This window comes from Agaribacter flavus, from assembly GCF_042646125.1.
Taxonomy (GTDB): Bacteria; Pseudomonadota; Gammaproteobacteria; order Enterobacterales; family Alteromonadaceae; genus Glaciecola; species Glaciecola flavus.
Genome location: NZ_JBHRSW010000043.1, coordinates 1 through 22,120 on the forward strand (window position 1 = coordinate 1; position 22,120 = coordinate 22,120).

The 22,120-nt window shown below is 43.6% G+C and carries 19 protein-coding genes; 15 read left to right on the plus strand and 4 right to left on the minus strand.

All coding sequences use genetic code 11. The features are described from left to right. Positions 1-66 precede the first annotated feature (66 nt). Entirely contained in the window at positions 67-495 is a 429-nt protein-coding gene (locus ACFOHL_RS15085) for a hypothetical protein (protein WP_376921074.1), read from the minus strand. A 474-nt stretch (positions 496-969) separates the two neighbouring features. Next, positions 970-1,287 (minus strand): hypothetical protein, encoded by a 318-nt coding sequence (locus ACFOHL_RS15090; RefSeq protein WP_376921075.1) that lies wholly within the window; start codon positions 1,285-1,287, stop codon positions 970-972. Between the two features lie 572 nt (positions 1,288-1,859). Here ACFOHL_RS15090 and ACFOHL_RS15095 point away from each other — a divergent pair. The 7 genes from ACFOHL_RS15095 to argA all read left to right on the plus strand — a co-directional run bounded on the left by ACFOHL_RS15095 (position 1,860) and on the right by argA (position 9,460). Continuing rightward, a complete protein-coding gene (locus ACFOHL_RS15095; RefSeq protein ID WP_376921076.1) occupies positions 1,860-2,192 on the plus strand; it encodes a phage integrase N-terminal SAM-like domain-containing protein in 333 nt (110 codons plus the stop codon). Between the two features lie 533 nt (positions 2,193-2,725). After that, positions 2,726-3,739: an N-acetyl-gamma-glutamyl-phosphate reductase gene (gene argC / locus ACFOHL_RS15100; RefSeq protein ID WP_376921173.1), complete on the plus strand. Its 1,014-nt coding sequence runs from the start codon at positions 2,726-2,728 to the stop codon at positions 3,737-3,739. After that, a complete protein-coding gene (gene argB, locus ACFOHL_RS15105) occupies positions 3,739-4,557 on the plus strand; it encodes an acetylglutamate kinase (protein ID WP_376921077.1) in 819 nt (272 codons plus the stop codon). The genes argC and argB overlap by 1 nt, the downstream gene beginning before the upstream one ends. A gap of 18 nt (positions 4,558-4,575) precedes the next feature. Continuing rightward, positions 4,576-5,505 (plus strand): ornithine carbamoyltransferase, encoded by a 930-nt coding sequence (locus ACFOHL_RS15110; RefSeq protein WP_376921078.1) that lies wholly within the window; start codon positions 4,576-4,578, stop codon positions 5,503-5,505. Between the two features lie 9 nt (positions 5,506-5,514). Continuing rightward, a complete protein-coding gene (locus tag ACFOHL_RS15115; protein WP_376921079.1) occupies positions 5,515-6,729 on the plus strand; it encodes an argininosuccinate synthase in 1,215 nt (404 codons plus the stop codon). 23 nt (positions 6,730-6,752) lie between these two features. Continuing rightward, positions 6,753-8,144: an argininosuccinate lyase gene (argH, locus tag ACFOHL_RS15120; RefSeq protein ID WP_376921080.1), complete on the plus strand. Its 1,392-nt coding sequence runs from the start codon at positions 6,753-6,755 to the stop codon at positions 8,142-8,144. Between the two features lie 11 nt (positions 8,145-8,155). Beyond that, positions 8,156-9,460: an amino-acid N-acetyltransferase gene (gene argA / locus ACFOHL_RS15125; protein ID WP_376921081.1), complete on the plus strand. Its 1,305-nt coding sequence runs from the start codon at positions 8,156-8,158 to the stop codon at positions 9,458-9,460. Between the two features lie 21 nt (positions 9,461-9,481). Here argA and ACFOHL_RS15130 read toward each other — a convergent pair whose 3' ends face one another. Together ACFOHL_RS15130 and ACFOHL_RS15135 are read right to left on the minus strand one after the other, a co-directional pair. After that, a complete protein-coding gene (locus ACFOHL_RS15130) occupies positions 9,482-11,176 on the minus strand; it encodes an NAD-dependent malic enzyme (RefSeq protein WP_376921082.1) in 1,695 nt (564 codons plus the stop codon). A gap of 59 nt (positions 11,177-11,235) precedes the next feature. Further along, entirely contained in the window at positions 11,236-13,956 is a 2,721-nt protein-coding gene (locus ACFOHL_RS15135; RefSeq protein WP_376921083.1) for a penicillin-binding protein 1A, read from the minus strand. Positions 13,957-14,094: 138 nt separating this feature from the next. Here ACFOHL_RS15135 and pilM point away from each other — a divergent pair, with 138 nt between their 5' ends. The 8 genes from pilM (at position 14,095) to ACFOHL_RS15175 (ending at position 22,063) form a co-directional block, all read left to right on the plus strand. Next, positions 14,095-15,159: a type IV pilus assembly protein PilM gene (gene pilM, locus ACFOHL_RS15140; RefSeq protein ID WP_376921084.1), complete on the plus strand. Its 1,065-nt coding sequence runs from the start codon at positions 14,095-14,097 to the stop codon at positions 15,157-15,159. After that, entirely contained in the window at positions 15,147-15,734 is a 588-nt protein-coding gene (locus tag ACFOHL_RS15145; RefSeq protein ID WP_376921085.1) for a PilN domain-containing protein, read from the plus strand. The genes pilM and ACFOHL_RS15145 overlap by 13 nt, the downstream gene beginning before the upstream one ends. Position 15,735: 1 nt before the next feature. Next, complete coding sequence (gene pilO, locus ACFOHL_RS15150; RefSeq protein ID WP_376921086.1) at positions 15,736-16,344, plus strand: type IV pilus inner membrane component PilO; 609 nt, start codon at positions 15,736-15,738, stop codon at positions 16,342-16,344. Next, positions 16,337-16,876 carry a pilus assembly protein PilP gene (locus ACFOHL_RS15155; RefSeq protein WP_376921087.1) on the plus strand — a complete coding sequence of 180 codons (540 nt, stop codon included), beginning with the start codon at positions 16,337-16,339 and terminating at the stop codon, positions 16,874-16,876. Before pilO ends, ACFOHL_RS15155 begins: the two co-directional genes overlap by 8 nt. After that, complete coding sequence (locus ACFOHL_RS15160) at positions 16,869-18,620, plus strand: type IV pilus secretin PilQ (protein ID WP_376921088.1); 1,752 nt, start codon at positions 16,869-16,871, stop codon at positions 18,618-18,620. Before ACFOHL_RS15155 ends, ACFOHL_RS15160 begins: the two co-directional genes overlap by 8 nt. Positions 18,621-18,854: 234 nt before the next feature. Beyond that, positions 18,855-19,370, plus strand: coding sequence for a shikimate kinase AroK (gene aroK / locus ACFOHL_RS15165; RefSeq protein WP_376921089.1), 516 nt, complete (start codon positions 18,855-18,857; stop codon positions 19,368-19,370). Between the two features lie 26 nt (positions 19,371-19,396). After that, positions 19,397-20,470 (plus strand): 3-dehydroquinate synthase, encoded by a 1,074-nt coding sequence (gene aroB, locus ACFOHL_RS15170; RefSeq protein ID WP_376921090.1) that lies wholly within the window; start codon positions 19,397-19,399, stop codon positions 20,468-20,470. A gap of 42 nt (positions 20,471-20,512) precedes the next feature. Continuing rightward, a complete protein-coding gene (locus ACFOHL_RS15175) occupies positions 20,513-22,063 on the plus strand; it encodes an SPOR domain-containing protein (RefSeq protein WP_376921091.1) in 1,551 nt (516 codons plus the stop codon). The last annotated feature ends 57 nt before the right edge of the window (positions 22,064-22,120 follow it).

Here is a 22,120-nt window from a genome sequence, read left to right on the forward strand (position 1 = left end):
GATTGATCTTGAAAAAATGATCAAGGGATTAGTTTTATCTATTGACAGCCCCGAGGCTCATATGTGTTATGAGGCATTTCTTAAAACTTCCTCTAGAGCAATTAGCTCATTTTGTAATTGTTCCGGGTTTTCTTCTTTGACAATTACTCCGCCACACCACATTACATCTAGTTTGCCATCGTTTAATGAGGCATAAACAAGCATTGTTTGCCCCTCCTTGAACCAGTAACCAGTACAGCTTGCTCGGTTAAAATTTGTGTCCAAAACTACATCTTTATCTGTACCTTTGAATCGTCTTATTTGCTCAAATGTGACCTCTATTTCAGGTTCATTGAAAGCGTTAGTTGTCCCCTTATTTTTTATTTCTATTAGTTTGCCTAAAAACACTGAATCGAATGTAGCTAATTTGTCTTCCGGAGAACCTAAATCACAAGAACAAGCCTGAGTTTTAAAGGACATAGCAACAAACAAAAAAAGAGAAAAGACTTTAAACATTTACTGTGCCTTATAATAACCAAGATACGGGGCGAAATGCCGTTTAGGTATTTTGTCCCCGTCATCAGCTTGTTCTTGGGAGACAACCTCTTCTCTACTCATGTTTCTCCGATGCTCAGCTTATGCAGTGACGATCTTTGCATGTTACCTCGTCGCCCCACGGGCTTCTATCATAGTTTGATGCCTCACTTTTAGCGGCTGAGTTGTCCGACAGCAAAACGACTGTTTTTCTGCGTGCATCGCAGACGCTAAAAGCGTGTCATAAATGCTCAAACTTTTCTACTGTTCTTCGCTACAGAACGCCAATGCACAATCCTACTCTATAAACAAAAATTGTTCGTGCCCGTGGCCAAGAACGTCGCAATAAAAGGCCGGAGTTGTGTTGGTTGTTTTGTGCTATTAAAGCACAAAACAACCGATGCAACGGAGGTCCAGCCCGGTACGGGCGATTTTTGATTGCCTTGTTAGAAGTTTTTACTTGCATTGAATTGGTTTTAAAACCTCTTTGCCATATATGACTTTGAACTGTCTAGGCTTATCTGCATCAACCACCTTTAAAAATGGCTTTGCCTCATAAAGACAAAATTGTTGCTCATTATCTATAAATACTGGCAATTCATCTGGGTTTTTAAATTTGGCCAAGTTCCCACTGGCTAAAACTCTTAATTTCTCAACGTCAAATCCAACTGATATTTTTATTTTTGTATTATTCTCTATTGCCAAATCAATACACGCATTAGCCCCACAAAACGGAAACAAAAACAATACTGGAATCAGTCTAAGTATCTTCATATGTAACTTCTAACATTTGTTGATATCTGGCGCGCATTCAAAAGTCAAAACAACAACAAACATAGATACGCGTCCAGATTATCCAACTGTTAAACGAATACGAGACCAGCTATAAAACTGTTACTAAGATGCTGTTCCGGTAGGGCAAAAACCCTGCCTGTTACTCCGATGCCACACGGGCTAACGACTAAGTTTGACGCCACACTTTTAGCGCTTGCGGTGTCCGATTGCAAAGCACTTTTCGACGGCACCGCAAGCGCTAAAAGCGTGACATAAAAGCTCAAACTATTCCACTGTACTTCAAAACAGAATCCTTGCCTTAACGTCCCTGCGTCGGTTCCTTCTTTCCTAAGCCCGTGTCGATTTAACAATTTATTGTAAGCGTACCTGTGGATAAGTTTTCTGTCCCAAGGTCGCGTATAAAATTTATTCTTTCTTCACTATATTTCCTCACACCGCTAATCGCAAGCGTTCTGTGGAATGTCGTTTTTTCACATTACGGTGATTGATTTCTAATGTCGCAAAAGTGCTCTTATGCGACAAGGATAACTTTTTCATGGATGTAGTTAATTTTGTCTTCTACATTTTTGACTCAGATCTCTGATTTTATGTATCGAAAACGGTATGCTAAAAGCACGATTGAAAGCTATTTGTTTGTGATTAAGGGCTTTATTCGTTTTCACAACTACAAGCACCCTATAATGCTTACACCAAGCGAAGTAGCTGACTTTTTTGCTTTAGCCTCAGGCGCGCATAAATTACCTATAGCACTGCTTTATGGGAGTGGGCTTCGCTTAATGGAATGCCTTCGCTTGCGCTGCCAAGATATCGATTTTGACTACAAGGCTGTTCGTGTTTGGAATAGCAAAGGTGGCAGACATCGTATTATCACCCTGGCCGATTAACTTACCCTGCTTATTATTGAACAGCTTGAGCCAGCGCAGGTGTGTTTTAATCTACAACGAACAATCCTAACTACAATGGCGTGTGCTTACCACCTCGTCTCAGAAAGAATTACCCAAATGCCGCATATGATATTAAATGGCACTACTTGTTCCCATCATACAAATTGTCAAATGCCCAAGAAAATCGCTGGCTGGACAGATAAATTCAGGACAGAGCTAAATTTTGGGTAAAAATCTGCGGTTGCACCTCTCCTTATCTAGAATATTTATTATATTTATTTGCATATTTATCCATTTTAAATTACCATCCTTTTCCAGTTTAGACCTGTAGCGAGTAAGCCCCTTTTTCGCTGGCTGCAATCTTATTAGAGATTTTTTAAATGACTTTGGTTTCTCCCTCGATACGCTATACGGGTTGGTTGCGACGAGCATAGCTCTACTAACGAAGAATAGCGCTTGGTGCAGCGGTAACACATCACACAAAAAAGTGTTACCATGCACCGTTTTTACCCCTTTTTAAGCACATAGATTTTATAATGAAAGCATGTATTTTTGGTGCCAGTGGATATACTGGTGTAGAACTCGTCAAAATTTTGCATAAACACCCAACATTTGAACTAAGCAATTGCTATGTCTCTGAAGGCAGTGCAGACAAAGATAAACGAGTCAATGATGTTCATGCCTGTCTAGATGCAGATTGCAATTATGTTTTACAAGCTGCTTCAGAACGTGAACTGAGTGAAATAGCCGCGCAGCACGACGCCGTTTTTTTAGCGCTACCTCATGAAGTAAGCCACCACTGGGCACCTAAATTACTTGAACAAAATGTAAGAGTATTTGATTTGTCAGGTGCATATAGGCTCAGTGATTTAGCCATATTTGAGCAGGCCTACTGTTTTGCAAATACGTATCCTGATACAGTCCAAGACGCCGTATATGGCCTAGCAGAGTGGAATAAACAAGCTATTCAAGCAGCATCAATGGTTGCGGTGCCAGGCTGTTACCCAACCGCATCTCTCATTGGCATAAAACCAATAGTGGAAAGTGAGTTATTGGCAGACAATTGCATACCAGTAATAAACGCAACCAGTGGCGTGAGCGGAGCAGGAAGAAAAGCATCATCCACCACCAGTTTTTATGAAGTAAGCCTTACTCCTTACGGTGTACTTAATCATCGGCACACGCCAGAAATAGAAGAACACGCCAAGACAAAAGTGATATTCACGCCGCACCTCGGTGCTTTTAAGCGCGGTATCTTAGCCACTACAACTATGTTTCTAAAAGAAACGGCATGCGCTGAGAACATTGCTCAAGCATACTCAAACGCTTACGCAAACTCACCCATCGTGCGCATCAGAAGCAATTGGCCTAAAGTTGACGAACTTGCTAACACACCATATTGCGACATATATTGGAAATACGACACAGAAAAACGCTGCCTTGTTGTTTGCACTGCCATCGACAACCTACTTAAAGGCGCGGCATCTCAAGCAGTGCAGTGCGCCAATTTAGCATTTGGTATGTCTGAAGAAGTGGGGCTAATTTGATGGCTTCGCAATCTACACTTGCGCCAATTGTCATTAAAGTTGGTGGTAAATTTTTTGAACAACTAAGAGAGCACAATAGTGGTAGTCAACAGCTTTTAGATGCCATCCATGACATGCAACTACGCGGCAGACAAATAGTATTGGTTCACGGTGGAGGCGACCAAGTACAAGCACTCATGAGCGAGCTCAATCGTCCAAGTACTAAACACGAGGGTTTGCGCGTCACACCAAGTAGCGATATGCCTGTTGTGGCCGGTGTGCTGGCTGGCACCTTGAATAAACAATTGGTTGCTGAGATGAAGGCAAAATCTATTGTCGCAGCAGGCATCAGCCTCGCCGATGGTGACATTGCTGTATGTAGTCCGCTTGACGAAGCATTGGGGCAAGTCGGCACACCAGACAGTGGAGATAAGTATCTGCTATCTAGCCTACTAAATAACAATATAGTCCCCGTTATCGCGTCTATTGGCGCAAACGAAACGGGTGATCTATTCAACGTAAATGCTGATCACGCGGCGATTCATGTAGCAAAGATCCTAAGTGCTGAGTTATACTTTTTCTCCGATGTGAAGGGTGTACTGGACGCAAACAAAAACTTGGTGACAGAGTTAAGTCATTCGCTTTGTGATCAAATGTTGGCTGATGGTGTCATCACCGACGGCATGGTTGTCAAAGTAAAGGCGTCTCAGGAAGCCGCCAACCGCTTAGGCAAGCAAATTGTGATCGCAAGTTGGGATAATGCCAAAGTACTGCTGATCGACGGCAAAGCTATGGGAACCGCAGTGTTACCCACAATAAAAAATGCGACGCATTCCTAATTACAAAGGAACCGAAAAATGCACAAAGACTTATTAACGTTTCGTAAATGGACTTCGGAAGAAGCTACCGCGCTTCTGGAGTTAGCGGTCAATTTAAAACAGCAGCAAGACTTCTACCCTCAACCGCTTGCAGGTAAATCAGTTGTTGCCCTCTTTGAAAAGCCGAGTTTACGAACACGCGTGAGTTTTGATATTGGCATCAACAAACTTGGCGGTCACATGGTATACGTTGACAGCCAAGGCGAACCTTTGAAAAAGCGGGAAGATCCAGTAGATGTTGGCGCAAATGTGTCTCAATGGGCTGATGCGATCGTCGCTAGAGTATTTGAACACAATACACTTGAACAATTAGCTGAAGGCGCCAAAATTCCGGTCATCAATGCCTTGTGTGATATGTATCATCCTTGCCAAGCACTGGCTGACTACATCACCTTGTATGAACAAGAAAAGCAAGTCAAAGGCAAAACCATGGCATACATTGGCGATGGCAATAACGTCACACATAGCTTACTTATTTTAGGCATTCTTTTAGGTGTACATCAAATTGTTATCACACCAAAGGGACACGAAATTGATGACGAAATTCATCGATATGTGAGTGAATTAGCCGAACTAATGAACGTGATGGTGACATTTAGCAGCAAAGTAGCCGATCTTAAAGGTGCTGACGTGTTGTACACAGATACTTGGTTGTCTATGGGAGACGATACACCCTTAGCAGAAATCAAAGACGCATTAATGCCTTACCAAGTGAATAAAGCGCTAATGCAATCCTCTGGTGCAAAATACGTCATGCACTGCCAACCCGCACATCGAGATTTAGAAATAACCGGCGAATTGATGGACAGTGACAGTTCATTGCTCATGCAACAGGCAGAAAACCGCATGCATGCACAAAATGCCATTTTGACTTATTTATTAACAGATTTATCGTTAGAAAACGCGTAAGGATTATTCATGACATCCGTGAAAAAAGTTGTACTTGCCTACTCTGGTGGCTTAGACACCTCAGCCATTGTGCCGTGGTTAAAAGAAAACTATAACTGCGAAGTGGTCGCATACGCTGCCGATGTAGGGCAAGGTGATGAAGAACTAGAAGGCTTAGAAGAAAAAGCGAAAGCCAGTGGTGCAAGCGAATGCCACATTGTAGATTTGAAAGAAAAATTTGTCAGTGACGTTATCTACCCAACGATTACTACAGGGGCTATCTATGAAGGTGAGTACTTACTTGGCACGTCCATGGCTCGTCCAGTTATCGCACAAGCACAAGTCGATATTGCCCGTAAAGTAGGGGCAGATGCGCTTTGCCATGGATGTACAGGTAAAGGTAATGATCAGGTAAGATTTGAAGGGGCTTTCGCAGCTCTCGCTCCAGATCTTAAAGTGATCGCACCTTGGCGTGAGTGGGATATGGTATCGAGAGAAGATTTACTCGATTACCTCGCTGAGCGCAACATCCCGACAACAGCATCAGCCACTAAAATATACAGCCGCGATGCTAACGCTTGGCACATTTCTCATGAAGGGGGCGAACTAGAAGATCCATGGAATGCTCCGACCAAACAAATTTGGACGATGACAACAGACCCTGAAGATGCACCTGATACACCAGAAACCGTTACCTTGTCATTTGAAAAAGGCCGTTTAACCCAAGTTAACGGACAAACACTTTCTCCGTATCAAGCTTTAGCAACACTCAATAGTATTGCTGCACCGCATGGTGTTGGACGTATCGATATTGTCGAAAATAGACTTGTCGGGATGAAGTCACGTGGTTGTTACGAAACCCCAGGTGGGACAATTATGCTTAAAGCTTACAAGGCCATCGAAAGCCTAGTACTCGACAAATCCGCATTGAAATTCCGAGAACAAGTCGGTTTAGAGTTTGCTCACGTCATGTATGACGGACGTTGGTTTACCGCGCTCAATGACAGCTTGTTAAACGCTGCGGCTAGTTTTGCTGATTTAGTGACCGGTGAAGTCGTCGTCAAACTATATAAAGGTAACGCGAGCGTTATCCAACGCCAATCGCCAAATAGCTTGTATTCGGAAGACTTCGCAACCTTTGGCGAAGACGACGTATACGATCAATCGCACGCAGAAGGCTTTATCCGTTTATTCAGCTTATCAAGTCGAATTAAAGCGCTAAAAGCACAAGGCAAAGCTAAGTAAAGGGCTAAATAGGAGAAGTACCAATGGCGTTATGGGGCGGCAGATTTGCCGGTGACACCAGTGAAATGTTCAAACGGGTAAACGACTCTTTACCCTTTGACCAAGTCATGGCGAGTGAAGATATATTCGGTTCAATAGTGTGGTCAAGAGCGCTAGCAGAAGCCGGAGTCTTAAGCACTGAAGAACAAGCAAGCATTGAAACGGCGCTCACGGCACTCAAAGCACAAGCCGATGCTGGCGAGATCGATTTTACTCAATCATCAGAAGAAGACATACACAGTTTTGTCGAAGCTTGGTTAACAGAGCAACTTGGCGATTTAGGCAGAAAACTGCACACAGGCAGAAGTCGGAATGATCAAGTCGCGACTGATTTTAGACTTTGGGTCAAGCAACAACTACAAGGTTTAAAAAGCGATCTAGTTGCAATGATTGATGCCCTACTTCAATGTGCTTCCCGCAATACCGATGCGATTATTCCTGGTTATACTCATTTACAACGCGCACAACCCGTTTACTTTGCTCATTGGTGTTTAGCCTATGTAGAAATGCTAAAACGCGACATCAGTCGACTAGACGACTTGAGCAGCAGAATGAATCAGTCGCCGCTTGGTTGTGGCGCTCTTGCAGGCACAACTTTTGCGGTTGATAGACATAAAATAGCGGAACAGTTGGGCTTTGACAGCCCATGTTTGAACAGCTTAGATGCCGTATCGGACCGAGATTTCGTGCTTGAGTTGTTGTTTGTTGCAAGTACCGGCATGATGCATTTATCTCGTTTATCTGAAGACCTGATTTTTTATAACTCAGGCGAGGCTGGCTTTTTGGTCTTAGGCGACGATGTCACGTCTGGTTCATCCTTAATGCCACAAAAGAAAAACCCTGACGCACTAGAGCTTATGCGCGGGAAATGCGGACGCGTATTTGGGCACCTGCAAGCCCTATTGGTTACCATGAAAGGCTTGCCACTCGCATACAACAAAGATATGCAAGAAGACAAAGAGGGCGCAATTGACGCGGTCAGTCAATATCATATTTGTTTGCGTATTGGCGTAGAGGTGATGCAATCACTCGCACTCAACAAAGACAAATGCAGATTAGCCGCACAACAAGGCTACGCCAATGCGACTGAACTGGCAGATTACTTGGTTGAAAAAGGCATTCCATTTAGAAACGCGCATGATTACGCTGGTCAAGCAGTGGTATTAGCCATTGAAGCAAAATCAGCCTTGGAAGATTTGTCTGTTGAACAACTACAAAGCATCCATCCCGAGATAAATGAAGACGTTTATGACTGGTTACAGCTAGAAGCGGTACTAGAAAAAAGGAACCAGCTCGGTGGTACAGCGCATAAACAAGTCACTCAAGCCTTGTATTTGGAGTTAGAAAAACTCGACAAATTAAAGGCAACTAGCTAAGGCGCAAAGGAATGACGCTTTCTCACGACGACAGTATTCATTTATTTAGAAGCTCTGCTCCGTATATAAACGCGCACCGAGGGAAAACCTTTGTGATTATGTTTGGCGGCGAAGCAGCGCTGGATGAGAATTTCCCTCGCCTTATCCAAGACATTGCGCTACTGCATAGTCTTGGAATGCGTATAATCATCACACACGGCGCACGACCACAGATAGATGAAAGACTCAGATTACGCGGCTTACAGGGGCAATTTGTAGATGGCGTGCGTATCACCACTAAAGAAACCTTAGAGTGTGTGAAAGACGCAGCAGGCTCGCTACGCAGTCAAATTGAAGCGCTCTTGAGCATGGGTTTACCTAATTCTCCTATGCATGGTGCCCGTATTCGCGTTTGCTCTGGAAACCTCGTGATATCTAGGCCCATTGGCGTCCAAAATGGCATCGACTTTGAGCATACTGGCGTTGTTCGTCGAATTGATACCGAAGGTATTCAAGATCAACTTAGCGACGGCTCAATTGTGCTACTTTCACCTATGGGCTACTCAGCCACTGGGGAAGTATTCAATCTGTCGCATGAAGATGTTGCAGTTCAAGCCGCGATATCACTGCAAGCTGATAAAATCATCACGTTATCTGAACTCGACGGCCTGTTTACTGAGGAAAAAATGCTGCGTACTGTTGAGCTTGGTCACCTACAATCTCTCATTGAGAAAAAGCGTGTACGAGCCGAGTCTACTTGCCTATCAGCAATGGTTTCAGGCGTAGCAGCAGGTGTTGATCGCACCCACTGCGTTAGCTATAAATCTGATGGTGCCTTATTAAAAGAGTTGTTCACGCGCGATGGTGTCGGCACGCTGGTTATGCAAAATCATTACGAACAACTTCGTGACGCAACTATTGACGATGTTGGGGGTATTTTAAAGCTTATACGCCCACTTGAGGAATCCGGCGTTTTAGTTAAACGCTCTAGAGAGCGCCTTGAGAATGAAATTGATTTGTTTACCGTGATAGAGCGTGACGGCATGATTATCGCCTGTGCAGCCCTTTATACATATGAAGACAAAAGCGGTGAAATAGCCTGTGTCGCCACGCATACAGAATATCGAGGTAAAAGCAGAGGTGAACGTCTACTCGACGCTTTAAAGCGAAAAGCGCGTGATCAAAGGCTTAATCACTTATTTGTATTGACCACTGTGACTTCACACTGGTTTTTAGAGCAAGGCTTTGTTGAAATGAACATTGATACCCTGCCCGAATCTAGAAAACAGATGTATAACTACACCCGCAATTCTAAAGTGTTTAAGCTGACCCTTTAAGTTTTATTTTATTTGAGTGCGTTACAAACTGACTCGTTTGTACGCGCGATACTCGGGCTGCCAAAAGTTTTTGTCAATTCTGCGTTTTAAGACATCGTCGGCAACGGTCAGTGCATAACCCTGTTGCATGGCAACTTTCGCAACCTCAAAAGCAATGGACTTTGACAAAGACATAATATCAGTCAACGGTGGCAGTAAGTGTTTAGACTCGCCATTCGCCATCGGAGAGGCATCGGCTAAAGCATTGCTGGCCGCCATCAGCATTTCATTTGTAATGCGTTTTGCTTTAACAGCAAGTACGCCCAAACCGATACCGGGAAAAATATAACTATTGTTGCATTGCGCAATTGGATAGGCTTGCCCTTGGTATTCCACATCCTTAAATGGGCTACCTGTCGCAATCACAACATTGCCATTAGTCCACTGAATGACCTGTTCTGGACGCGCTTCTACCTGTCTTGAGGGATTGCTCAAAGGGAATATTATGGGCTGAGCACAGTGCGTTTGCATACCCTTTATGACCTGCTCAGTAAAAATACCTGACTGACCAGACACACCAATCAAAATATCAGGCTTTGCGTTGTTGATCACATCCATTAGTGCTGGATAATCTCCCTCGTACTGCCATGCACTCAATTCTCCTTTTACTTGTGCTAAAGCAGCCTGAAAGTCCCTCAAATCTTGCATGTCATCGGTCACCAAACCACAACGATCAACCATAAAGACACGCTTTCGCGCGGCAGAATCTGACAGTCCTTCTTTGACCATTTGTTGAATGAGCATTTCAGCGATACCGCACCCCGCCGATCCCGCGCCAACAAAGGCAACATTTAAGGCGGATAGCTTATCGCCTCTGGCTTTGCAAGCAGCGAGAATGGTGCCTAAGGTCACGGCTGCCGTACCTTGAATATCATCATTAAAACAACATACTTTGTCTCGATATTTTGCCAACAAAGGCATGGCATTTGGCTGAGCAAAATCTTCAAACTGGATCATCACACCAGGCCAACGTTTTTTTGCTTCACGAATAAAAATATCTAAGAACTCGTCATACTGCTCTTGATTGATGCGCTCATGCCTAGCCCCCATATACATTGGGTCACTCAGTAATTTCTGATTGTTAGTACCTACATCCAACATAACTGGCAAGGTATAAGCCGGACTTATCCCGCCACAGGCGGTGTAAAGTGACAACTTACCAATGGGTATGCCCATACCACCAATCCCTTGATCACCTAACCCCAAAATACGTTCGCCATCAGTCACTACAATGACTTTTACTTTGCTCTTTGTCGCATTGCGTAGAATATCCTGCATCATGTGACGTTCTTCGTAGCTTATAAACAAGCCTCTTGAGGAACGATAAATATCAGAAAAACGCTCACAAGCTTCACCAACTGTGGGGGTATAGATTATCGGCATCATCTCTTCAATGTGTGCCTGTAATAACCTGTAAAACAAGGTTTCATTGTTATCTTGAATCGCGCGCAAATAGATGTGCTTATTCAATGGCTCAGAAAAACTGCTGTACTGCTTATATGCTCTCTCCACCTGCTCCTCTATGGTTTCATAGCGCGGCGGAAGCAGACCGAGTAAGTTAAAAGACTTTCTCTCTCGCTCGGTAAATGCACTACCTTTGTTCAACAAGGGTGTTTCGAGCAATGCAGGGCCTGCATAAGGGATATACAATGGTTCGGTCGTTTCGTTGCCAGACATCATTCACCTGATTTTATGCTTTGCACATAGCCCAGCTATGTGCTTTTTTATGGGTTTGTCTAAAAAATATCGTCCGTTATCAGTTTTTCTTCTGTTTGTTCTTTTTCAACGGGCAACAATATTTCATCATCACTAACAAAGGTAGTAGGTTCTGTGCCTTTTACAAAGTATTCAAACATAGAAGAAGCATCCGAGCGACGACTCAGTTTGCCGGTTTTTCTGTCAATTCTGACACGCACAATACCTTCTGGTTGAACATGCGCTTGTTCTGGCACGTCCTGCAATACCTCTTGCATAAATCGGATCCAAGCTGGTTGTGCGGCTTTAGCCCCATCTTCTGCACCTATCATCGCATTCCCAATCCAATTGAATTTTTCGGGATTTTTATTCACCAAATTTTGATTTCTTGAGGCTCGACCTAATTCACGACTATTATCATCAAACCCTACCCATGCTGTGGCTACCAAGCCAGGTACAAAGCCACTAAACCACGTATCGCGAGCATCATTGGTTGTGCCGGTTTTACCACCGATATCAGTTCGACCCAATATGTTTCTGGCACGCCAGCCTGTTCCCACCCAGTATGTTTTGTTATTCCAACTACCGTTAGCGCGCACCGCTGAACGCATCATTTCACGCACTAAAAAAGCTGTTTGCTCGCTGATTACGCGAGGAGCAGACGCCATCGGGGCCTCTTCAACGTGACTATCGCTTTCAGGGTTACTTGCAAGCTCACTACTTAATTCGGCAGCGAGTAGTGCTTCGATATCCACTTGCTCCTGACTGACACTCCCTACTTCTTCAAACTTACTACCTTCATCAAGCTCAGTCTTATTGCCCTTGCAAGGATCACAGGCATAAAGCGGCTCTGCCTCCCAAAGCAGCTCGTTTTCAGCATTTTCAATACGTTGAATAAAGTAAGGCTGCACGGCAAACCCGCCATTGGCGATTATCGCGAGCGCACTCGCCACTTCGAGGGGAGTATGACCACCCGACCCCAAGGACATGGTTTCGTCTCTGGGTATTTCATCTTTTTGAAACCCAAATTTAGTCAAGTACTCGCGCGTCTCATCTAATCCCACACCGCGAAGTAAACGAATCGACACCACGTTTTTAGACCGTCCCAAGGCATATCGCATTCGCACGGGACCATCGTAAATCGAATCAGAATTTTGCGGCCGCCATGCTACACCAGAACTCGCATCCCACTGATTCACAGGGGCGTCATTAATAATACTCGCTATCGTATAACCGTTGTCCAAAGCAGCAGAGTAAACAAAGGGCTTAATGTTAGAACCGACTTGACGCTTAGCCTGTGTCGCACGATTAAATTGACTGTGATAAAAATCATATCCGCCGACGACTGCTTTTGCCGCACCATCAAATGGATCAATAGCAACAAAGGCACCGGTAACATCTGGAAATTGACTCAACTGCCACTGATGATTAAGCATGTTTCGCCGAACGTATACCAGCATCCCTGCACTCACAATATCACTAGCCGTTTCTGGATCTACACCTTGCTTATGATCATTAATATAGGGTCTAGCCCAATCTAAACCATCCCAGTCAATGGTTATATTGCCAAACTCCAATGTGAAGAACTCGGCTTGACGCTCAGCTACATTGGTCACAATGGCAGGGATCAGCTCACCAATGGTTTCGGTGCTTTTCAGTACTTCTGCCATCTCTTCTTCGTTAAGAGGGAGAAAGTTTCCGACTTCGTTGGCAAGTCTCTTTGCATCATCCGATGTTATGGGTAGTTCTATGCCTAAACTGCTTACTAGCTCTTCATCTAATTCTTGCCACAATATGTCGATGGGGCCACGGTAACCATGGCGCTCGTCATAATCATGTAAATTTTGAATAACGGCTCGTTGCGCTGCTGATTGCGTCGCAGCAGTTGCGGCTGAATAAACTTTAAATCCACTCGTTTCGGCGATTTCCTTACCATATATATCAACCATTTCGTTGTAGATGATATCCGCAAGGTAAGGTGCATCTACCTCAATTTCGGCACCGTGAAATTTTGCCGTTACCTCTGCTGCTACCGCTTGATCAAATTCTGCTTTTGTAATGTAGCCTTCATCGAGCATCCTCAGCAAAACGATCCTACGGCGTTTCACAGAAGCTTCAGGATGACTAATTGGATTAAGTCGTGAAGGTGCTTGGTACAAACCCGCAATGGTCGCCAGCTGAGCCAAGTTAAGTTCAGACAAAGCCTTGCCATAATACACCCTGGCGGCTGCGCCCACCCCAAATGCTCGGTGTCCCAACTCAACTTTATTTAAGTACAAGAGTAAAATTTCTTCTTTTGTAAGCTCTTGTTCCATGTGGATAGCGATAAACAGTTCTTTTATTTTTCTGGAAAAAGCTTTTCGACGACTAAGGAAAAAACCGCGTGCTACTTGCATTGTCAACGTGCTCGCACCTTGCCCTTTTTCTCCCGTTACTATCAAATTGATAGCCGCTCTGACCACCCCGATAGGGTCGACACCGTAATGCTCATAAAATCGACTGTCTTCTGTGGCGATCACTGCCTGTATCAGTTTTTCAGGCACTTCATCCATTGTCACCGGTATACGGCGTTTTACACCGTATTGAGAAATTAGCTTGCCATCTTGGGTGTATATCCGCATCGGTGTTTGCAATTGCACATCTTTTAATACATCCACACTAGGCAAGTCAGGTTTGAGATAAAAATACATACCCATGACAGTTGCGACACCGATAAGCCCACCCACCAGCACTAGAATAAATAAGGTTTTAATGTACTTCACGTTATTAAGCGTATCCCTAAAGGCTAACATTCCACTCAATTTTTATACGTATGTGTCGTTAACTAGTACATACGATTTTACAAAAATGAGTAATATCGGTGGGTAATGATACTGTAACTGTCAACGGGTCGCTATTGAATGAAGTCGCTTTTTCGAAAAAAAGCTAACACCATTATTGGTTTGGATATCGGTACCAAGTTTATCAAAGCGGTATGCCTTGATATATCTGATACCTTGCCTAAAGTGTTGAGCTTTTCCTCAGAGCCTATACACGGTATGGCTTTTGCTGAACGAGAGATCAAAGACTTTGAAGCCATAAGCAAATCACTTAAAAAAGTGAGTCTTTCGCTCAAAGCAAAAACTAAAGAAGCCTCAATTGCAGTAGCGGGAACCTCGGTCATTAGCAAACTGGTTTTTATGGATCCTGACCAAAGCGATTTTGAACTTGAGACACAGATTGAATTAGAGGCAGATTCACTGATCCCTTATCCACTCGAAGAAGTGTACCTTGATTTTGAACAATTGCGCCCAAGCCAAGCCCATCCAGGAAAAGTCGAAGTATTGCTCAGCGCGGCACCCAAAGACTTAGTTGATAGTCGCATTACGGTCGTCAGGGAAGCACCGTTCGACCCTGTCATCGTTGATATTGAAAGTAATGCCTTGGCAGACGCTGTGTTGACGTTTTACCCCCTAGAAAGCGACGAGTTAACCGTGTCGGTGAACATGGGAGCAGCGTTGATGCAGCTCTGTGTCATCGAAAACAATGAAGTCATTTACATCAAAGAGCATAGCTTTGGCGTCAACAGCTATATTCAAGACTTAGCACTGATCCACGCTATCGATACACAAGAAGTCGAGCGTCAAATTGCGGACGGGAGTGCGCCAGACGAATGGTTTAAAGATAGTCTCTCGACATTTATCGGGGGCATGCAACAACAAATACAACGGGCTTTGCAAATGTTTGTGGCAACTTCACACAAATCGATGCCAAGTAAATTTTTGTTGAGTGGTGGTGCAGCAAACTTACCCAATATTGCAGAAGAGCTCAGTAACGATATGGGTATGCAAGTCGATATTTTTAACCCATTCAAAAACATGACATTTGACGCAAAGGTGAATGAAACTGAGCTAATGAATATCGCACCACAATTTGCGGTTGCTGCCGGTCTAGCAACAAGGAGGCTGGCTCAATGGCACAAATAAATTTATTGCCTTGGCGCGAATCTCTTCGACAAACACAAAAAAAGCAATACCTCGCTTCACTTGGCGTTGTTGCCGTCATCATATTCATTGTGTTTTGGCTAGCTGGCCAATTCATTGAGCAGCAAATTCGCAACCAAAATTCAAGAAACAATTACCTTAGCCAACAAATCCAATTGTTAGATGCACAAATAGTTGAAATTAAAGCAATCAAAGACAAAAAAGATGAAATTGCACTACGCATGTCACTTATCGAACAGTTGCAAGTTAGCCGGAATCTTGCCCCTATTTTGTTTCAAGAACTCGCCCAGACCGTACCACCAGGGATCGCGTTTTCCAGCTTATCTAGAACAGGCAATCAAATAAAAATCGTGGGTGTAAGTGAGTCAAATAATCGTTTGTCTGACTTCATGCGCGCATTAGACGAGTCGACAGTATTTGTCGCGGCAGAATTATCTTCAATTGTTGCCGATGCAAACGCGGCCAACGCGATAAGTGATTTCGAACTTTCTATGCAAATTAACCCCTCATTTGCGCCAGCATCTGTTGAAGCTAACTCTCAATCTCAGGGGCAGTAAAATGGCGTTTGATTTTAATAAACTGAAAGAATTAAATGAACTAGACTTTGAGCAAGTCGCCATTTGGCCAAAAGAAATAAAGACATTTGTTGCTCTAGTATGCGCCCTAATAGTGGGTGGTATCAGCTATTACGCGATTATCAGTAGTAAACTCCCTATTCTGAGCGCGGCCGAAGCTCAAGAGGAAAAACTCAGGCAGTCCTTTGAAGCCAAATACCGAATTGCCGTGAACTTACAGGCACACAAAGACCAACTAAAACGCATTGAAGAAGACTTTTCTTCGATGCTTAAATCACTCCCCACAAGCAATGAAACCCCAGGTTTACTTGATGACATTACCTACGTCGGCACAGATGCAGGGTTGTCATTCAAGTTATTAAATTGGCAGCAAGACATCCCTAAAGAGTTTTATACAGAGTTACCTATTCAACTCGAAGTGTCAGGTGGTTACCACGAATTTGGGCAGTTTGCCTCAAGTATCGCTAACCTTCCAAGAATTGTGACTTTGCATGATTTTGACATTAAAAGTAGCAATAACGAGTTGACCTTATCGATGCAAGCAAAAACTTACCGAGCAGAAGCAAGCAAAGACGGAGGGGCAAATGAATAGAGTAAGCTTTACCGTATTTGCGACCTTTGCATTAAGCGCTTGTGGTGCCAACATTGATGATCTTGTCGCCTATACAGAACAAGTCAAACAAAGCACTCAAGTCACCATTGAACCGTATCCAGAATTCAAAAAGCTTGAACCGGTTAGCTACGAGGCAGATGGTTTACGAAGCCCTTTTAGACGTGCAAAAAATACGACGATTGCAAAAGAAGTCAAGCAATCACCTAAGTGTAAGCAACCCAATAGCCAACGGAAAAAACAAGCACTCGAAAATTATGGCATTGATGCTTTAAAAATGTCAGGTGTATTCACTGTCGGCGGAAAGCGCTTTGCACTGGTTACCGCAAATGACGGCAGCCTTCACAAAGTCACAGTGGGTAACTACTTAGGCTTGTTTCACGGCCGCATAGAAAAAATTACACAATCAGAAATTCATATAAAAGAAATGCTACCTGATGGCGCAGGTTGCTGGAAAGATAAAACGGCAACACTCGGAATGTCGACGGTAACAGGGGAAGATGACAATGTCTAAGCAATATATTTTTAACCAGAAGCTTAATCGGCGCAGACCAATTTGGTATGTTGTCTTTGTCTTGCTGATTGGCATTTTCACTTTTGGCGTGGTAGCCCAAGAGCCGAGCCCAACGCTCGTCGACCCTAAATCAGCCAAATTTGATGCCGCCACCGTGTTGAACGACATCAGTTTCTCTCGCACAGGCAATAGCGCAAACATCAGTATCGAATTTTCGGGTTCAGTCCCTGCTGTATCAATGATTGAAGCAAAAGGGCAACTAAAGCTTACTTTTGACAAGACCAACTTGAGCGAAGAACAATATGTAGAGATTGATGTCAGCCAATTTGGCACCGCAGTATCGTCTATCGAGACGTTTCAGCAGGACGACCAGTCTCGCCTAGAGATGCGCTATGAAGGTCAAGTCAAAGTAGAGAAACAATCCACTGACAAAGGTTATATATTTGCAGTATCTCCCCTTTCGCAAGAAGAAATAGCAGAGGCGTCGAAAAAAGAATACTCCGGCAAGCCCATCTCCTTGGATTTTCAAGATGTGCCTGTCCGCCAAGTATTGCAAATTATTGCGCAAGTAAACGGCTTTAACTTAGTGACAACGGACACGGTGATTGGCAACGTAACAATTAGCTTAAGCGCGGTGCCTTGGGATCAAGCCCTGGATATGATCTTGAAAATCCGCGGTTTGGATAAGCGTCTCGAGGGCAATATTTTACTCATCGCACCAGCAGAAGAATTGGCAGCTCGTGAAACACAACAACTGCAATCCAAGCAACAAGTGCAACAATTAGCTGAGTTGCGTTCAGCAAATATTTCAGTCAATTACGCAAAGGCGGGAGAACTCGCTAGCATATTAAAATCTGGTGAAGGTGGCATTTTATCGCAGCGCGGCTCTGTCAGTATTGACGAGCGCACGAATACGCTTTTAATCAGGGATACGCAAGAGTCTATAGATGAAGCAAGAAAAGTAGTTGAATCGTTGGATATACCTGTTCGCCAAGTATTAATTGAATCGAGAATGGTCACCGTCCGTGATAACGTTGATGAGCAGCTTGGCGTGCGCTGGGGATTTACTGGCCGCGGCTCAGATAACAGTGTCTCTGGTTCACTATCCGGAGCCGATATTTCTGGTCGAGGCGTTGTGCCGAGCATCACTGACCGACTCAATGTTAACCTACCTGTGACAAACCCAGCCGGTCGAATCGGCTTTCAAGTGGCAAGTTTAATGGATGGAAATATCCTCGACTTGGAACTCAGTGCCCTAGAATCAGAAAACAAAGGAGAAATCATTGCAAGTCCTCGCATCACTGTAGCCAATCAACAAGAAGCTTACATTGAGCAAGGTACCGAAATCCCTTATGTCCAAGCGACCTCAAGCGGAGCCACCTCTGTTGAGTTTAAAAAGGCGGTATTGAGTTTGCGGGTCACACCACATATTACGCCAGACAATAGGATTATTTTAAATCTAGTGGTAACCCAAGATACGCGTGGCGAGACGGTACAGACCTCTACTGGCCCAGCCGTGGCAATAGATACACAAGAAATAAGTACACAAGTGCTTGTGGAAAATGGTGAAACTATCGTGTTAGGTGGCATATTCCAACAAGTCAGCACTAATGACGTGGCCAAAGTACCTTTATTTGGAGACCTGCCGCTCATTGGAAATGTATTCAAATCGACTCAAAAATTAGAACAAAAAAGAGAATTACTCATTTTTGTTACACCCAAAATCATTACTGAGGGTATCTAATTTCAAAGCTATGTTGACAAATTCACGCGGCATATTTGCTTTCTGCACTTGCAAAAGTCATAAGATAACTGAGATAATCCGCCCCACTCGAAATTCCCCGAGGAGTGTCAAGTGCATTTAGCGACCACCTAACTTGTGGTCTAGGCGCAGCAATATGCCTATGTGCACAAGTTGGTGTACATCATTCTGCACCCGCGTAATAGTAAACAACATAGAGATGTGAATTAGGCAAATATGGCTGAAAAACGTAATATATTCCTTGTAGGACCTATGGGCGCTGGAAAAAGCACCATTGGTAAACACCTTGCAGACGAGCTTCACCTCGAATTTTTTGACTCCGACCAAGAAATCGAACGCCGCACTGGCGCTGATATATCTTGGATTTTTGACCTTGAAGGTGAAGATGGCTTTCGCGAGCGTGAAGAAAACGTCATTGAAGAACTGACCGACAAACAAGGTATCGTCTTAGCAACAGGTGGTGGTTCAGTAATTTCAAAAAAAATCCGTAATCGCCTATCTGCGCGAGGCATTGTTGTATACCTGCAAACAACTATCGATAAACAAGTCGCCAGAACACAACGAGACAAGCGTCGTCCATTGCTACAAAATGACGAACCAGAAACCGTATTGAGAGAGCTTGCCGAAAAGCGCAATCCATTGTATGAAGACGTCGCTGACTATATCGTTGAAACAGACGACCAAAGCGCGCGCTCTGTCGCCAACCAAATTATTAATAAAATCGGCTTATAACTAGCCCAAACTGAAAGGACACATCAATGCCAACCATTACTGTTGACCTTGATGACCGCAGTTACCCGATTTACATCGAAACCGGTATCATGACAGATACCGGTTTTTTGTTTTCTGAAATCCGTGGTCAACATGTTGTCATCCTCTCCAATACCACTGTTGCGCCTATTTATTTGGACAATATAAAACAACAACTGACCAATATCGGTAAACGCGTAGATCAAATTCTGATAGAAGATGGTGAAAAGTACAAAACACTCGACTCATTCAACTTTGTGTTGACCAAATTACTCGAGATGCCAGCCGCTAGAGATACCGTGATTGTTGCTTTAGGTGGAGGCGTCATTGGTGACTTATGTGGTTTTGTTGCGGCATGTTATGTAAGAGGTATTGATTTTATTCAAATACCCACAACTTTACTCTCTCAAGTCGACTCGTCTGTTGGTGGTAAGACAGCCGTCAATCACCCACTAGGCAAGAATATGATAGGCGCGTTCTATCAACCGCAAGCTGTTTATATTGATACGCAAACACTGACTACTCTACCTGCAAGAGAGTTTGCTGCGGGTATGGCTGAAGTAATCAAATACGGGATTATTTACGACCCCGCATTTTTTGCTTGGTTACAAGACAACAAGGAGGGCATTAAACAAAAACAAGAGCATATTTTGGCAAGCATGATCGCGACTTGTTGCCAAATAAAAGCCGATATTGTCAATCAGGACGAAAAGGAGCACGGTATTCGCGCACTCCTAAATTTAGGTCATACCTTTGGACATGCAATTGAAGCTGAGCAAGGTTACGGAAACTGGTTACATGGTGAAGCTGTAGGTGCTGGCATGGTGCTTGCTGCTAAGTTATCTAAAATGCGTGGTGACATTAGTTTGACGCAATTGAACGATATTGTTGCACTTATTTCGTTCTTTGAGCTACCCATTGATGGTCCTCAAGAGATGAATGCTAAGACCTACATTCAACACATGAAACGGGATAAAAAAGTATTAAGTGGCAACATGCGATTTATATTACCAATAGGTATTGGTAAAGCCGTCGTTGTTGACGATGTCACCACAGAAGAGTTAACAGAATTGCTTGATTAACTATACCCCTTTACATTCTTGTGGGTGGTATGGGTTACAGGAGTGCGAAAACAAACAGTGTCAGATTTACAAAAACGCTTGGCACATTTGGTGAATTATTCGTCGCAGCTTATTTTTGTAGGCAGCGACGCACTCTCTGACCAACAAAAATACCTAAGTGACTTTCTTGCCCAGCAAAGTGAGCAAACAGAAGTCTCATTTTTTACCGCTCAAAAGAGTGACACCGACAGTGATCATAGACGCACAATCTGCCGGCAACTCGCTAATCACCAAGTGGGCAGTTTTGTAAGGCCGATATCCGAGCTACTCGAAGACTTACCTAATATAGATGGTACTTATCTCGTTTGTATTACCCAAGCAGATTTTATTTCAAACCAACTACTAGAAGAATTATGGTCTTGGATAGCAAATATCCGCAAAAAAAATCATACTCTTCACCTAAATATCGTATTGTTCGGCAGCAGCCAATGGGCTGAACAAGCACAACACTGGTTACCCCAAAATAATCAAGAAAACCCCGTATTGTTGTCATCACACTCCGTGGACGCTGTCGGTTTTGACGTCAATGCCCTTGAGTCATTAATGGCCCAAAAACGCGCCTTTTTTGCCAATAAAGGCTTATTTGGCACGCCCAGTGCAAAAACCTTTGTTGGTAACACATGGTTTATCGGCGCTGTATTTACTGTATTCATACTCGTGTTTTCAACTCTAATAGCTTGGCAGTATCCAGACGAAATAAAACATCTTGTCGAATATGGGGAGTTGCCCAGCCATACGAGTGTAAACAATGTTCCAGTACCAATAGACTTATCCGAAAGAGAAGCCATCATTAATACAAATGATATTAAAGACGCTTCGGTCACCGACACATTGCTCGTATCCGACTGGCAAGTTTATGTAGAAAATAAACAAGAGTCAGGCGGTTCAGATGAACTCGATTCAATGTCTGCGATAGAATCATCTGCTAACAGCTTAGGTGATGAAAAAGACTTAACAACCGTATTGAACGCGAATACCGACAAGCAAGATCTCAAACAAAGGTCAATTAGAGAGCTTGAGGAACCAGAAATTCAGAGTACAGCCTCAAACAATCGTGGCGACTTTCAAGTACCAGACATTCTCAGTGTTCAAGAGCTTGATGCTAAACTTGCACAAAATACACAAGTTGAAAATGAGGCTTTTTCGCAAAATGCTAATGTGCAAGAAAATAGCGAAGCACAAACCAGCTCCACAAGCCAAGTGGAAGGATTTACGCAAACAAATGCAAGAGTAGAAAAAGATATAAACAAAGCATATCTTTACGATGAGGCACTTTTGCTCGATTTGCCAAATGAACTTCTCGTTTTGCAACTATCTGGTATTCAGAACAAGGCAGTACTAGATACTTATATTTCTTCTAATAATCTGCAAGAAAAAACATGGATTTACCAGACTGAACGTTATGGAGGACCTTGGTATGTCGTACTCTACAAAGATACCTTCGAGTCGATTGATGCTGCTCTAGAACAAGTGCAAGCTCTACCTGAGCAACTACAAAATACCCAACCATTTACCAAAAGCATTTCACAAATACGCCGAGAGATCTCACCCTAAACGCTACTCGTGTTCTTATGTTTGAATTGACTACTCACCCTCTGTGCGTAATCTAAG

Bases quoted from the DNA above. Each gene is read 5' to 3' on its own strand.
- argH (WP_376921080.1), top strand. From the start codon at position 6,753: ATGGCGTTATGGGGCGGCAGATTTGCCGGTGACACCAGTGAAATGTTC.
- ACFOHL_RS15110 (WP_376921078.1), top strand. From the start codon at position 4,576: ATGCACAAAGACTTATTAACGTTTCGTAAATGGACTTCGGAAGAAGCT.
- ACFOHL_RS15115 (WP_376921079.1), top strand. From the start codon at position 5,515: ATGACATCCGTGAAAAAAGTTGTACTTGCCTACTCTGGTGGCTTAGAC.
- ACFOHL_RS15130 (WP_376921082.1), bottom strand. From the start codon at position 11,176: ATGTCTGGCAACGAAACGACCGAACCATTGTATATCCCTTATGCAGGC.
- argA (WP_376921081.1), top strand. From the start codon at position 8,156: ATGACGCTTTCTCACGACGACAGTATTCATTTATTTAGAAGCTCTGCT.
- ACFOHL_RS15085 (WP_376921074.1), bottom strand. From the start codon at position 495: ATGTTTAAAGTCTTTTCTCTTTTTTTGTTTGTTGCTATGTCCTTTAAA.
- ACFOHL_RS15145 (WP_376921085.1), top strand. From the start codon at position 15,147: ATGGCACAAATAAATTTATTGCCTTGGCGCGAATCTCTTCGACAAACA.
- ACFOHL_RS15090 (WP_376921075.1), bottom strand. From the start codon at position 1,287: ATGAAGATACTTAGACTGATTCCAGTATTGTTTTTGTTTCCGTTTTGT.
- aroK (WP_376921089.1), top strand. From the start codon at position 18,855: ATGGCTGAAAAACGTAATATATTCCTTGTAGGACCTATGGGCGCTGGA.
- argB (WP_376921077.1), top strand. From the start codon at position 3,739: ATGGCTTCGCAATCTACACTTGCGCCAATTGTCATTAAAGTTGGTGGT.
- pilO (WP_376921086.1), top strand. From the start codon at position 15,736: ATGGCGTTTGATTTTAATAAACTGAAAGAATTAAATGAACTAGACTTT.
- pilM (WP_376921084.1), top strand. From the start codon at position 14,095: ATGAAGTCGCTTTTTCGAAAAAAAGCTAACACCATTATTGGTTTGGAT.
- aroB (WP_376921090.1), top strand. From the start codon at position 19,397: ATGCCAACCATTACTGTTGACCTTGATGACCGCAGTTACCCGATTTAC.
- ACFOHL_RS15160 (WP_376921088.1), top strand. From the start codon at position 16,869: ATGTCTAAGCAATATATTTTTAACCAGAAGCTTAATCGGCGCAGACCA.
- ACFOHL_RS15155 (WP_376921087.1), top strand. From the start codon at position 16,337: ATGAATAGAGTAAGCTTTACCGTATTTGCGACCTTTGCATTAAGCGCT.